General features: G+C 64.9%; 13 protein-coding genes, 1 tRNA gene and 1 pseudogene. 12 read left to right on the top strand and 3 right to left on the bottom strand.

Annotated elements, in window-relative coordinates; genetic code table 11:
* Positions 1 to 235, bottom strand: a pseudogene (locus YU9_RS49630) (IS4 family transposase); the annotation flags it as partial.
* 543 nt (positions 236 to 778) lie between these two features.
* Between YU9_RS49630 and YU9_RS0137015 the strand changes: the two are divergent.
* From YU9_RS0137015 to YU9_RS0137050, 8 genes are all read left to right on the top strand, one after another.
* Positions 779 to 1,936: a thiolase domain-containing protein gene (locus YU9_RS0137015; RefSeq protein WP_027577227.1), complete on the top strand. Its 1,158-nt coding sequence runs from the start codon at positions 779 to 781 to the stop codon at positions 1,934 to 1,936.
* Positions 1,936 to 2,325, top strand: a complete 390-nt coding sequence (locus YU9_RS0137020) for a Zn-ribbon domain-containing OB-fold protein (protein WP_027577228.1) — start codon at positions 1,936 to 1,938, stop codon at positions 2,323 to 2,325. The genes YU9_RS0137015 and YU9_RS0137020 overlap by 1 nt, the downstream gene beginning before the upstream one ends.
* 207 nt (positions 2,326 to 2,532) lie before the next feature.
* Entirely contained in the window at positions 2,533 to 3,393 is an 861-nt protein-coding gene (locus YU9_RS0137025) for a MaoC family dehydratase (protein WP_027577229.1), read from the top strand.
* A gap of 81 nt (positions 3,394 to 3,474) precedes the next feature.
* Positions 3,475 to 4,353: an SDR family oxidoreductase gene (locus YU9_RS0137030; RefSeq protein ID WP_027577230.1), complete on the top strand. Its 879-nt coding sequence runs from the start codon at positions 3,475 to 3,477 to the stop codon at positions 4,351 to 4,353.
* A gap of 125 nt (positions 4,354 to 4,478) precedes the next feature.
* Positions 4,479 to 5,432 (top strand): dihydrodipicolinate synthase family protein, encoded by a 954-nt coding sequence (locus tag YU9_RS0137035; protein ID WP_027577231.1) that lies wholly within the window; start codon positions 4,479 to 4,481, stop codon positions 5,430 to 5,432.
* A gap of 4 nt (positions 5,433 to 5,436) precedes the next feature.
* Positions 5,437 to 6,234, top strand: coding sequence for an NUDIX hydrolase (locus YU9_RS0137040; RefSeq protein WP_027577232.1), 798 nt, complete (start codon positions 5,437 to 5,439; stop codon positions 6,232 to 6,234).
* A gap of 79 nt (positions 6,235 to 6,313) precedes the next feature.
* Complete coding sequence (locus YU9_RS0137045) at positions 6,314 to 7,228, top strand: DMT family transporter (protein ID WP_027577233.1); 915 nt, start codon at positions 6,314 to 6,316, stop codon at positions 7,226 to 7,228.
* 122 nt (positions 7,229 to 7,350) lie between these two features.
* Positions 7,351 to 10,038, top strand: coding sequence for a PAS domain S-box protein (locus YU9_RS0137050; RefSeq protein WP_027577234.1), 2,688 nt, complete (start codon positions 7,351 to 7,353; stop codon positions 10,036 to 10,038).
* Here YU9_RS0137050 and YU9_RS0137055 read toward each other — a convergent pair whose 3' ends face one another.
* Positions 10,039 to 10,392 carry a GrlR family regulatory protein gene (locus tag YU9_RS0137055; RefSeq protein WP_027577235.1) on the bottom strand — a complete coding sequence of 118 codons (354 nt, stop codon included), beginning with the start codon at positions 10,390 to 10,392 and terminating at the stop codon, positions 10,039 to 10,041.
* A gap of 260 nt (positions 10,393 to 10,652) precedes the next feature.
* Here YU9_RS0137055 and YU9_RS0137060 point away from each other — a divergent pair, with 260 nt between their 5' ends.
* Positions 10,653 to 11,150 carry a hypothetical protein gene (locus YU9_RS0137060; RefSeq protein ID WP_027577236.1) on the top strand — a complete coding sequence of 166 codons (498 nt, stop codon included), beginning with the start codon at positions 10,653 to 10,655 and terminating at the stop codon, positions 11,148 to 11,150.
* Positions 11,151 to 11,214: 64 nt separating this feature from the next.
* On the opposite strand, the gene YU9_RS0137065 is transcribed toward YU9_RS0137060, so the two are convergent.
* Positions 11,215 to 11,601, bottom strand: coding sequence for a VOC family protein (locus tag YU9_RS0137065; RefSeq protein ID WP_027577237.1), 387 nt, complete (start codon positions 11,599 to 11,601; stop codon positions 11,215 to 11,217).
* Between the two features lie 181 nt (positions 11,602 to 11,782).
* Between YU9_RS0137065 and YU9_RS0137070 the strand changes: the two genes are divergently transcribed.
* The 3 genes from YU9_RS0137070 (at position 11,783) to YU9_RS0137080 (ending at position 13,280) form a co-directional block, all read left to right on the top strand.
* Positions 11,783 to 12,355 (top strand): hypothetical protein, encoded by a 573-nt coding sequence (locus YU9_RS0137070; protein ID WP_027577238.1) that lies wholly within the window; start codon positions 11,783 to 11,785, stop codon positions 12,353 to 12,355.
* Between the two features lie 161 nt (positions 12,356 to 12,516).
* Positions 12,517 to 13,050 carry a hypothetical protein gene (locus tag YU9_RS0137075; protein ID WP_027577239.1) on the top strand — a complete coding sequence of 178 codons (534 nt, stop codon included), beginning with the start codon at positions 12,517 to 12,519 and terminating at the stop codon, positions 13,048 to 13,050.
* 153 nt (positions 13,051 to 13,203) lie between these two features.
* Positions 13,204 to 13,280 (top strand) — tRNA-Arg (locus YU9_RS0137080).
* The last annotated feature ends 295 nt before the right edge of the window (positions 13,281 to 13,575 follow it).

Here is a 13,575-nt window from a genome sequence, read left to right on the forward strand (position 1 = left end):
CCACGCTGCTGAGGTCGGCAAGGCCAACAGAAGCGGCCCACGCGGCTGTCGATCTCAACCCTCTTTCACCCAGACAATAGGCCAGCATCAGCCGAAGTAACGACACCGCATCTGGAATTTGGCGCCGCCGCACGAAAGCCTTCGTCTGGCGCGCACTTATTTCAAGCTGCGCAGCCCCGCCGAGCTGCGCAACCACTCTCGTCCAGTCCTCGTTCAGAAGCGATTCGTCTGCCATCCCGCCTTGGAATCACGTGTGATTCCAACACTCAAGAATAAACTTAACGCCTATGCGGTCTTCCCTGCGCCCTCTGTTTTCGGAGGGGGAGCTAGACGGAAGCAAAGCTCGGGCGAGATCTGCCGCGAGGATGTGGGCGGTGTCTGCGATCCAGTTGTGAGTGGAAAGAGCGACGTCGGTATCAGCGAACTCCGTCATTGCGAGCGCAGCGAAGCAATCCAGAAATGCATCCGCGGAAAGACTCCTGGATTGCTTCGCTGCGCTCGCAATGACGATGGCGAGGCAGCCCGGCTCTCTCTCCCTCACCCTGAGGAGCCGCGAAGCGGCGTCTCGAAGGGCGAGGAGCCCCAGCCGGGCCTGCATCCTTCGAGACGCGCGTTTCGCGCTCCTCAGGATGAGGGGCTGGGACTTCCGCGCCCGCTGTCACCCCACTTGCGCCGTCCCGCTGCCCTCTCGCCCGACGGAATATTTCCGCGCTTGCCAACAGGGCATCCGCGGTTCAGAAAAAAGAGCCAAGAAGAAACGCGAGCGGAGACCTGAAGTTTGACCATCAAGGGCAAGGCCTACATTGCCGGGATCTACGAACACCCGACCCGGCATGCGCCGGACAAATCCACCGCCCAGCTCCACGCCGAGGTCGCCAAGGGCGCGATCGAGGATGCCGGGATCAGCAAGGACGATGTCGACGGCTATTTCTGTGCGGGCGATGCCCCGGGCGGCGCCTGGCCGATGGTCGATTATCTCGGCCTGAACACCAAAAAACTCCGCCACGTCGACTCCACCGAGACCGGCGGCTGTTCCTACATCATCCATCTCGGCCATGCCGCTGAAGCGATCGCAGCGGGCAAGTGCTCGATCGCGCTGATTACGCTGGCCGGCAAGCCGCGCACCGGCGTGATGCCGCCGCGCGCGGCCGGCGCCGAGGTCGATTTCGAGTCCGCTTACGGTGCGACCACGCACAACGCCTATGGCATGTGTGCCATGCGTCACATGCACGACTATGGCACCACCTCCGAGCAGCTCGCCTGGATCAAGGTCGCGGCCTCGCATCATGCACAGTACAATCCGCATGCGATGCTCAAGGACGTCGTCACCGTCGAGGACGTTCTGAACTCGCCGATGATCTCCGATCCCCTGCACCGCATGGATTGCTGCGTCGTCTCCGACGGCGGCGGCGCGCTGATCGTGACGACGCCTGAAATCGCCAAGAGCCTGAAGAAGCCGCTCGTGCGCCTGATCGGCCATGGCGAGGCGATGAAGGGCCCGCGCGGCGGCAAGGATCTCGACCTCACTTACTCCGCCGGCGTGTGGTCCGGCCCGCGCGCGTTCGAGGAAGCTGGCATCACGCCGAGGGACATCAAATACGCCTCGATCTATGACAGCTTCACCATCACCGTCTTGATGCAGCTCGAAGACCTCGGTTTCTGCAAGAAGGGCGAGGGCGGCAAGTTCGTCGCGGACGGCAACCTCATTTCGGGCGTCGGCAAGCTGCCGTTCAACACCGATGGCGGCGGCCTCTGCAGCAACCATCCCGTCAACCGCGGCGGCATGACCAAGATCATCGAAGCCGTCCGCCAGCTGCGCGGCGAGGCGCATCCGAAGGTGCAGGTCAAGAATTGCGATCTCGCCATCGCCCACGGCACCGGCGGCCTTTTGGGAGTTCGCCACGCCGCCTCGACCGCCATTCTGGAGCGCGTGTGATGAGCGAAGTGAAAAAGTATCCGGCCCCGGTGACCAATCCGGAAACCGCAGCGTTCTGGGACGCGGCGAAAGAGGGCAAGTTCATGATCAAGCGCTGCACCGCCTGCGGCGAAGCGCACTACTTCCCGCGGTCGATCTGCCCGTTCTGCTACTCCGACAAGACGGTGTGGGAGCAGGCGTCCGGTGAGGGCAGGATCTACACTTACAGCCTGATGCGGAAGTCGCCGACCGGGCCTTATGCGATCGGCTACGTCACGCTGAAGGAGGGGCCGTCGGTGCAGACCAACTTCGTCGACTGCGATCTCGAGAAGCTGAAGATCGGCCAGAAGGTGAAGGTGGTGTTCAAGCCGACCGACGGCGCGCCGCTGCCGTTCTTCACCGTGGCTTGATCGCTTTCTTCCTTCTCCCCTTGTGGGAGAAGGTGGCGCGAAGCGCCGGATGAGGGGTTTCTCTCCACGGACAGACTTTCTGTGCGGAGCCAACCCCTCACCCGAGCGAGTTTGTTGCAGGAGCGGTGCAGCCCTCTCCCACAAGGGGAGAGGGCACATTAACGAGCGCCGCTGCTCGCGGAGATACCTGGGAGGAAGACAAGCGACATGTCCGCCAGATACGAAGAGCTCAAAGCCCTCAAGAACATCGGCCAGAAATATGCCTACACCGACCGCGAGGTGATGCTCTACGCCTACGGCATCGGCCTTGGCGCCGATCCCATGGACGAGAAGGAGCTCGCCTTCGTCAACGAGGGCACGCTGACGCCGCGGCCGCTGAAGGTGGTGCCGACATTCGCGTCCGTCGCGGCCTGGGGCTCGGGTCCGGGCGAGATGAACCTCAACCGCGTCATGGTGGTGGACGGCGAGCGCGACATCACCTTCCACCAGCCGCTGCCGGTGGCCGCGCACATCACCGCCGATTCCTCCGTGCTCGAGGTCTACGACAAGGGCAAGGACAAGGGCGTGGTCATCGTTCACCAGACCGTGCTGAAGAACGAGAAGGGCGAGAAGCTCGCAACGCTGGTCGCCTCGCGCTTTGCCCGCGGCGATGGCGGCTTTGGCGGGCCGAGCCTGACCCAGCCCGATCCGCACAAGATTCCGTCGCGCGCGCCCGACAAGACCATCGACATCACGACTCGTCCGGATCAGGCACTGGTCTATCGCCTCTGTGGCGACCGCAACCCGCTGCACAGCGATCCCGAGTTCGCCAAGAAGGCCGGCTTCCCGCGCCCGATCCTGCACGGCATGTGCACCTACGGCATCACCTGCCGCGGCGTGCTCCAGACCTATGCCGACTACGATGCCAGCGCTTTTCGCCAGCACGTCGCGCGGTTCTCTTCCCCGGTCTATCCCGGCGAGACCGTGACCATGGACCTCTGGAAGGACGGCAACGTGATCTCGTTCGAAGCCAAGGTGAAGTCGCGCGGCGTCACCGTGATCAAGAACGGCAAGACGGTGCTGGGTTAGGTTGGTCTCGTGCCCCGGACGCAGCGTTTCACGCTGCATCGCGTCCGGGACACAAGAAAATAAAAACAGGGAGAAGCCACCATGGGACTGCTCGACGGCAAGGTTGCGCTGATCACCGGTGCGGGCGGCGGGCTCGGTGAGGCCTATGCAAAGCTGTTCGCGCGGGAAGGGGCCGCGGTCGTCGTCAACGATCTCGGCGGGCCCCGTGACGGCTCCGGCGCCGACAAGTCGATGGCGCAGCAGGTGGTGGACGCGATCAAGGCCGAGGGCGGCAAGGCTGTCGCCAACGGTGCCGACATCTCCACCATGGAGGGCGGCCAGTCGGTGTTCGACGATGCCATCAAGCACTTTGGCCGCGCCGACATCCTCGTCAACAATGCCGGCATTTTGCGCGACCAGACCTTCGCAAAAGCCTCCGAGGCCGACTGGGACAAGGTCATTAAGGTCCATCTGAAGGGTACTTTTTGTTGCACCCTGCCGGTGTTTCGCTGGATGCGGGAAAACGGCGGCGGCGTCATCGTCAACACCTCCTCGACCTCGGGGCTGATCGGCAATTTCGGCCAGACCAATTACAGCGCGGCCAAGGGCGGCATCTGGGGCCTGTCCAACGTGCTGGCGATCGAGGGCCGCAAATACAACATCCGGATCTGGACGCTGGCCCCGGGCGCCCTGACCCGCATGACCGCAGACCTGCCCCGCTATAAGGAGAACCCCGGCGCGGCGCTGGGGCCGGACGGCATCGCGCCGGCCGTGCTATACATGGTCAGCGACTTGTCGGGCGACCAGACCGGCAAGGTGCTGGGCGTGTCCGGGCCCCGCGGCGTGCGCGAGATGCGGATGATGGAAATGGAAGGCTGGAAGCCGCCGCACTCGGGCTGGAAGGCCCAGGACATCGTCGATCACGCCAGGGAGATCTTCTTCTCCGAGGAGCAGATCAAGATGGGGGCGCGGCGGTTTTAGGCTGATTTGTCGTTCCGGGGCGATGCGAAGCATCGAACCCGGAACCTCGAGATTCTCAGGTGCGCAATTGCGCACCAGAGTTCGCGCTGCGCGCGCCCCGGAATGACGGAGAAAGAGAGAGACTGATGAAACTGACCGCCGACGCCAAGGGCACCTTCGCAATCGCGCCGACGCCGTTCCACGACGACGGCCGGATCGACGAGCGCTCGATCGACCGCCTGACCGACTTCTACGAGGAGGTCGGCTGCGAGGGCGTCACGGTGCTTGGCATCATGGGCGAGGCCCCCAAACTCGATGCCGCCGAGGCCGAGCAGGTGGCGGTGCGCTTCGTCAGGCGCGCCAAGAAGATGCAGGTGATCGTCGGCGTCTCCGCGCCGGGCTTTGCCACCATGCGTTCGCTGGCGAAGGCCTCGATGGATGCAGGCGCGGCCGGAGTGATGATCGCGCCGCCGCCCTCGCTTCGCACCGACGACCAGATCGTCGGCTATTTCAAACAGGCGGCGGAAGCGATCGGCCCCGACGTGCCCTGGGTGCTCCAGGATTATCCGCTAACGCTGTCGGTGGTGTTCACGCCTGCCGTGATCCGCAAGATCGTCATGGACAATCCGAATTGCGTGATGCTCAAGCACGAGGACTGGCCGGGACTGGAGAAGATCTCGGCCCTGCGCAATTTCCAGGAGGACGGCTCGCTCCGCCCGCTCTCGATCCTCTGTGGCAATGGCGGCCTGTTCCTGGATTTCGAGATGGAGCGCGGCGCCGACGGCGCCATGACCGGTTACGCCTTCCCCGAGCTTCTGATCGATGTCGTGCGCCTGTCGAAGCAAGGCAAGCGCGATGCCGCGCATGATCTGTTCGACGCGCATCTGCCGCTGATTCGCTACGAGCAGCAGCCCGGTGCCGGCCTTGCCGTGCGCAAATACGTGCTGCAGAAGCGCGGCGTCATCGCCTCCAGCGCCCAGCGCAAGCCCGGCGCGACCATCACCGCGGCGGCGAAGGCCGAGGTCGAGTACCTGCTGTCGCGCGTCGCCCGTGTCGACAAGCGCGCCAATCTCGGCCCGCAATCCAGCGCCGCAGGTTAGTTGCATGGCCGAGACATCAGCATCACGCCCGGCGTCGACGATCCTCCTGCTGCGCGATGGCGCAGCACGGGAAATCGAGGTCTTCATGATGGTTCGCCATCATCAGATCGAGTTCAACTCGGGTGCGCTGGTGTTTCCCGGCGGCAGCGTCGATGCCGGCGACAAGGAGATCGTCGCCCGCGCCGATCTCTATTCCGGCGGCGAAGGCCTGAGCGAATCGGACTGTGGCTTTCGGATCGCCGCGATCCGCGAGACCTTCGAGGAAAGCGGCATCCTGCTGGCGCGGTCGAAAGAGACGGGCGCGCCAATCGACGCCAGACGCGCCGGCGATATTGCCGACGCGCATCGCGTTGCGCTCAACGAGCACAAGATCAGCTTCCTCGATATCCTTGCCGACAACGGCCTCCAGCTCGCGCTCGACACGCTCGTGCCTTACGCGCACTGGATCACGCCGGAGGGTATGCCCAAGCGCTTCGACACGTGGTTTTTCCTCGCCGCCGCGCCGCCGGACCAGCTCGGCGCACATGACGGGAGAGAGTCCACCGATTCGATCTGGGTCTCGCCGCGCGAGGCGGTGGAGGGCGGCGAGAGCGGCCGCTTCAAGCTGCCGTTCCCGACCACGCGCAATCTGATCCGGCTCGCCAAGCAGCCAAACGTGAGCGCGGCGCTGGAGCACGCCCGCGGCCTGTCGATCGTCACCGTGATGCCGGTCATGACCAAGACCGAAACCGGCCGCCAGCTCCGCATTCCCCACGAGGCCGGCTATGACGGCGAGGTGTTCGAGGTCGGTGCCGTCGGCTAGGACACTTCGACGCTGGACGAAACATTGAGGACCGCGCTCGCGCTAGATTCCGTTCATCGCGAATGGACGGGACGGCACCATGGACACCCGGCAGGACACCAACATCGCCGTCGAGCTGGCGCTGCTGGTCGCGCTCGCAACGCTCTGGGGCGGCTCCTACACCTTCATCAAGCTCGGCGTAGCCACCATCCCGCCGATCACGCTGATCGCGGCGCGCACTGCAATTGCCGGCCTGCTGCTACTCGTGGTCATGTGGATACGCGGCATCAAAATGCCGACGGATGCCGCGACATGGCAGCGCTTCGTGTTCCAGGCCGTGCTCAACAGCGTAATCCCCTGGACGCTGATCGCCTGGGGCGAGCGCCATGTCGATGCCGCCCTCGCCACCATCCTCAACTCGGCCGGACCGATCTTCACCTTCCTGCTCACCGCGATCGTCACCCGCCACGAGGCGACGACGACGCGGAAGCTGTTCGGGGTGGTGGCGGGAATGGCCGGCATCCTGCTGATCATCGGCGTCGATGCCTTTCATGACATCGGCGGCGGCCTCGTCGCCGAGGCCGCCATCGTCGCTGCCACCATCTGCTATGCCTGCGCCGCGATCTTCGGCCGCAGCTTTAAGGGGCTCGATCCGATGGCCCCTGCCGCCGGCTCGCTGCTGGCGGGCGCCGCGGTCCTGATCCCGGCCTCGCTGCTCGTCGAGCAGCCCTGGACGCTGTCGCCTTCGTTGAGCTCCGTGCTGGCACTGGCAGCGCTCGCGGTGTTCTCGACCGCGGCAGCGTTCGCGATCTATTTCCGCCTGATCCAGACCCTGGGCTCGGTCGGCACCACCGCGCAGGCTTATTTGCGCGTCCCAATCGGGGTCGCCATCAGCGTCGCCTTCCTGGGTGAAACCCTGAGCCGGACCGCCTGGATCGGCTTGGCCTGCGTCGTCCTTGGCGTCGCCGCCATGACCATCCCGGCCCGCAGGGCAGCCAGCGTCAAACTGTCGTAGGGCCGAGGCTGAAGAGGGCGGCAGGCCCGATATTAACGATATTCCGCGTCCTGCGGCATGTTCCCCCCGGGCGGCAATACGTCGTATATTGGGTCTCCAGCAGCCCGGTCCTCGAACCACCAATGTCCGCCGAATTGACGCCGCCCCCTGAGAAAAGGCGAACATTCTCGCTCTCCATCGGTCAGCTCACCTTCGGCAGCTTTCTGCTGGTGCTGGCGGTGATCATCGTCACCTCGACCGCGAGCGTGATTGCGATCCGCCACATCGACACGACCTTCGCCGAGCTGCAGCGGCTGCAGAGCGTCGGCGACCTCGCCGAGGACATCGACCGCCGCATGAACGAGCTGCGGCTCGCCGCGCGCGACTTCGTCACCGACCCCGGCGCCGGCATCCAGTTCCAGCAGGTCGGCGAGGCAGCCTCGACCCTGAGCGACATCCTGAAGAAGACCCGCATCGAGCTCGCGCCCGAGCAGCAGGACATGATCGACGGGGTCACCGAGCGGCTTGCGACCTATCGTACTGGCCTGGAGCGGATCTCCACCCTGATCGACCGCCGCGCCCAATTGCTCGCCGGCCTGCCGCCGCTGCGCGACCAGTTCGACGCAGCGGTCTCCGGCACCGCGGACCGCGAGCTGGCCTCCCGCCTGTCCGAGGCGCAGAGCCGGATCGCGCTCGGATTGCTCGCGCGCAACCCGTCGGCGGCCGAGCAGGCCGCACAGGGCATGCGCGCGTTGGATATCACCGATCCCAAGCTCAAGGTGGCGGTGAATGATTATGCTGAGGCGATCATGGCGGTCGCCGTCCGCGAGCGTCAGATCGCCGACATCGACCGCGAGGTGCTCGGCACCGAGGGCCGGCTGATCGGTCGCGTCACCGAATTGTTGCGCGAGGTCAGCGCCCGCCGCGGGCACGTACTGTCGCGTGATTTTGCCCGCACGCTGACGGAGGCGCGATGGCAGAGCATCGTGCTCGGCACGGTCGGCGTGCTGATCGGCATCGGCGCTGCGTTGTTCGTGGTGCGCAGGACGGTGCGTCCGCTCGCCCAGATCGCGCGATCCATTCGCGCGCTTGCGGCCGGCCGGAAAGACACGTCGATTCCGTCTGCCGACCTCGACAACGAGATCGGCGACATCGCGCGGGCGGCCGAAGTGTTCCGCCGCGCGCTGGAGGAGGCCGACACGGCGCGCGAGGCGGCGGTGCGCGCGCTTACCGAGCAGCGGCTCGCCGAGGAGAGCTACCGAAAACTATTCGAGGGCTCGGTCGACGGCATCTATGTGACGACGCCGGCCGGTGATCTCCTCAACGCCAATCCGGCCCTGGCGCGGATGATGGGCTATGACAGCCCGCAGCACCTGATCGACAGCATCAACGACATCGCCCACACGATCTACGTCCATCCCGAGGCGCGCGCCGAATACCAGCGTCTGATGGCGCGCGACGGCATGGTGCGCGAGTTCGAGTATCAGGTGCGCCAGCGCAGCGGCAACATCCTCTGGCTCTCCGACAGCGCCACGGGCGTGCGCGACGAGCAGGGCAACATCGTCCGCTACGAGGGCACGCTGCGCGACATCACCGACCAGAAGCGCGCGGAAGATGCCATCGCCGAAGGCCGACGCCTGCTCCAGCAGGTCATCGACACTGTGCCTGCGGTGATCAATGTCAAGGACCGCAATCTGCGCTACGTGCTGATGAACCGCTACATGGCGGGCATCTTCGGCATAGAGCCCGGCGATGCGCTCGGCCGCACCACGGCCGACCTGATGTCGCGCTATGGCGCGGCCAAGTCCGACGAGAGCGACAAGCGGGTGCTCAAGCTCCGCAAAGGGCTCGGCTTCTACGAGGAGGAGTACAAGGACGCGGCAGGCAACATGCGGCAATGGCTGGTCAACAAGCTGCCGCTGCTCGACGCCGAGGGCGAGATCGAGCGGATCGTGACCGTCGCGCTCGACATCGGCGAGCGCAAGCGCGGCGAGCAGGAGATGCGCAAGGCCAAGGAAGCCGCCGAAACCGCGTTGCGCAATCTGCGTGAGACCCAGGCCTCGCTGATCGAAGCAGAGAAGCTCGCCGCGCTTGGGCGCCTAGTCGCCGGCGTCGCCCACGAGGTCAACAATCCCGTCGGCATCAGCCTCACGGTCGCCTCCGCGCTGGAGCGCAAGACCGCGATGTTCACCGCCGAAGTCGAGCGCGGCGAGCTACGCCGCTCCACGCTCAACGACTTCCTCGGCACCAGTCGCGATGCGTCCTCGCAGCTCGTCTCCAATCTCAACCGCGCCGCCGAGCTGATCCAGTCGTTCAAGCAGGTCGCCGCCGATCGCAACTATTCGGACCAGCGTACGTTCGATCTCGGCGACCTCACCGAGCAGGTGGTGATGAGCCTGCGGCCGGGCCTGCGCAAGCACAATCTGACGCTCAATGTCGAGTGCCAGCCGGACTTGACCATGAACAGCTATCCCGGTCCGTACGGCCAGGTGCTGACCAACCTATTTCTCAATTCGGTGGCGCACGCCTTCCCGGACGGCCGGCCAGGGACCATCGAGATCCAGGTGCGCGAGTCCGGCAAGGACAATGTCGAGATCATCTTCTCCGACAATGGCTGCGGCATGTCGCTCGACGTCCGCCGCCGTGCCTTCGATCCGTTCTTCACGACCCGGCGCGACCAGGGCGGCACCGGCCTCGGGCTGCACATCGTCTACAGCATCGTTACGAACCGGCTCGGCGGGCGGCTCGATCTCGATTCCGAACCGGGCGGCGGCACCCGTATCCAGATCATCCTGCCGCGCGTGGCGCCGCTCGAGCAGGCCGCGGAATAGCTAGTCGACTTCTGCGAGCTTGTGCAGGGTGGCGCCGAAAATCAGGCTGGCCTTGCCGACCAGCGCCGTACCCGTCATCTCCGCGCGCGTCTCCGTGTAGGTGCCGCTCACGCCGATGCCGACCGGAGCGGGGGCGCCGAACAGCGGATTGTCATCGCCCCGTGGCGAGGTGTGCCGTTGCACCAGCACCTCGCCTTTGAAGGTGTTGTTGTCCTTCACCGTGTAGCTGCCGGTGTAATAGAGGTAGGCATCGCCGCCGAGAACTTTGCCGTCGCGGAAGAGAATCACACCGCTGCCCTTGCCGACTCGACCATCGAGCAGGGTCACGTGAATTGAACAGAGGCCGTTCTTCATAACGTCCCACAGGCCGGCCGCCATCGCCCAATGGCGTAACCGGTCCGCTTTTATGCCAAAGCCCATTCCCTCGCGCAACGCAGCAGTTTGCCGGCTGGTCGCGGCAACCTGCAGCGGCGAGCCGTAGTTGTCCCGGGTTGTGCGTGACGCCGTCATGACGCTCTGATGGTGATGCGAGGCCCGCCGTTACGAATCAGAGTTGGCCCGCGAAATGCATGATCATCGTTGCACTGGCCGCGGGGTGCTGGAGCAAGACGAACGTGACCAACTGGATCGATTCCGGCGGCGAAGAGCCGCGTCTGTACAGTGCGCGTCCCACGAATTGCAAAAGCGAGCAACGGCGGACTGGCAGTGCGATACGCCGGCGAAACCTGGCAAGGCTGGCGTGCGCCTTGGCCTTGATTGCGTTCGCAGCCCCCTTTGGGCACGCGCGCGACCGCGGCCAGTTCGTCAACACCAATGCCGAATTGAAGGCATGGTTCGACAGTCTGCGCAGCGGCAAGGGGCCTTGCTGTTCCGATGCCGACGGTTCGGCGCTCTCGGACTCCGACTGGGACAGCAAGGATGGGCACTATCGCGTCCGCGTTCCGCGCCATGGCTACGCGCTCGATGGGCAGCAGCAGGAGTTCGTCTGGGTCGACGTGCCCGAGGAGGCCGTGATCTCTGAGCCGAACCGGGTGGGGCGCACCATGGTCTGGCCGATCTACGGCTACATGGGCGTCACCATCCGCTGCTTTATGCCCGGTAGCATGACTTAGTTAGCCCCACAGGGCGTCACGTCGCCCCCGTGGGATGCCTGAGACCATCCAACGCCGCGTGACGTCAGGTGTATTTCTTGTCGCGCTCGAGCAGCTCGATGGAGATGCCTTCGGGGCCACGGATGAAGCAGATGCGCACGCCCGGCCGGATGGTCGTCGGCTCGCGCGTGAACGTGACGCCTTTAGCCTTGATCTCGGCGGCGACGGCGTCGATGTCCTTCACCGTCAGGCCGAAATGGTCGAGACCCTGATGCGGATGTGAGGGCGGCGGGTTGACGGCGCTGTCGCCCTCAAGCGGTGCGATGAAGATCCTCGCGCCCCCGAGGTTCACGTCGATCCGTCCGGGGGCTCGTACGATCTCGCCACCAAGGATGTCCCGCAGCCAGGCCGCCGTGGCCTCTGGATCGGGGCTGCGCAGATGGACGTGATCCCAAGTGACGGCGAATGGCATTTCATATTCTCCCAGCGGGGTCTTTCGATGTTGTGGCGCATGTTAGCGGCCACGGCCGGTGGTCGCCACCGCCCTTGCCGACTCGCATGAAGCGCGGGAACCTTAGTTCGTCTGCCGGATTAAGGTAAGCAGTGGCCGAATCCATCGTCGATGGTGCTCGGCCGCGGTCGGTGATGCAATCATGAATGCCAGGCTCGACCGGATCGGATTGGGGCGCTTCGCCGGGACCAGCGAACGATTGGCGCGCGCCGTAACGATCGCGAGCGTCTCGTTTGGCCGTAGCCTTCTGTGGCTGCTGGCGGCAATCATCGTCGGCTGCGGCGTCTGGATGTTGCTGCCTTTTTCCAAAGGCAATAGTGCTGAGCCGATGAGGGCGGAACTGGCGGCTGTTGAGGCGGCTCCCTCGGGCGATGCGTCCGCAGTGGCGTCGCCGGCGTCCGAAGCGCAGGTGCCGGTCGCAGCAGAACTCGGCCGTCTCAGGATTTCGTCGCAGACCTGGCGCCGCGGCGGCCTTGGCTCGAAAGCCCTGGTGACATTCACGCTGCGAAACGACAATGACTATGCCGTAAAGGATGTCGAGATCGTCTGCGCCTTTACGCGGCGCGACGGCAGTCATCTTACCGACCGCAGCCGCGTGCTGGCGGATCCGATCGGCACGAAGAGTCGCAAGACATTTGCGCATATCCCCGTCGGATTCGTTAACGTGAATGCCGATCAGGCAAAATGTTCACTGGTTGCAGCACGCCGCGCTTAAAGCCCAGCGTGTTCCGGTAGCGGAAAAGTTACCCTCGTGGTCCTTGGCCAAAAAACCATGCGTCGCCATTTGAACCGAACGGCTGGGCCAGGAACCAATTGAAAGATCGCCTGTTGAGGCGAAGAGAGCCCACGCGGGGATGCGGGGGCGGAGCGCGGCCGATGCCCATCTTTAGGTATTTCATTTTTGTCGGTGGAGCCTTGCTCGCACTGCTGTTCGCGGCGAACTACGTGCTGCCGGCTTCACCTGCGATGCAGGTTGTCGCGACCGCTAGCAACGAGCAGCCGTTGATCCGGATCCGGTCGGATCGCCATTTGCCCGAACGCGTGGTGCTCGATACCAGCCAGCCGACGATTGCCGCGCCCGCGGTCAAGACCGCCGGTGTTGCGGCTCCCCAGCCGCCGGTGGCGGATGGCGCCTCGGCAGCGCTCGCCGAGATGTCGGCCAAGACGCGGGTACGTGAGACGTTCGCCCAGTTCACGCCAGCCCCGAAGGCCGATACTGCGGCAGCCAAAACCGACGCCAAGGTTCAGGCCCAGGAAGGGCCGACTGCTGCTCCGGCCCGGGCCCAGCCCAAGCGCAAGATCGTGAGGGCGCATCCGGCGCCGCAGTATCAGTATGGTGGGCCACAGTATGGCCGGCCGATGATGGTGGCACAGCAGCCGCATTTCGGCCTCTTCAACACGACCTGGTGATAAGCCCGCTGTGACCCGCCTCCATGGAGGCGGGAAGGGCTTTTTATTGGCCAGCCTCTCTGCTAATTCGAGCCCGTCCGAACGCCGCCCGGTGCGCTGGCTCGCCAGCCACGGTCCGGCGCTCCGCGGTTACGGCCCAATCCCTGGGCCATGGCGCTCGTAGCTCAGCTGGATAGAGCATCGGATTTCGATTCCGAGGGTCGGAGGTTCGAATCCTTCCGAGCGCGCCAGTCCTCCGTTTGTCCAGACCGGAGACATTGGTCACAGATCGTACCTAAGACATGGGTGGCAACCTCGTGCCGAACGGGTTGTCGAGGGGTTGCAAGGTCATTTACTCCAGGGTCGATCTAAGCTGACGCCGAACGCATCGATTTGGTGCGTTACGGCGTGACGCATTCATGGCATGGCCATTATTGCTCGGTCCGCGCTTTCGCCGTCAACCCCGCGCGGCAAAAGCCGCGCCCCTACGGGCTTCGGGGGGTGACCGCTCAGCGCGGCCAAGCAACTGGCTATCATGCCAAGCAT

The sequence above is a fragment of the Bradyrhizobium sp. WSM1743 genome (assembly GCF_000473065.1).
Classification (GTDB): Bacteria; Pseudomonadota; Alphaproteobacteria; order Rhizobiales; family Xanthobacteraceae; genus Bradyrhizobium.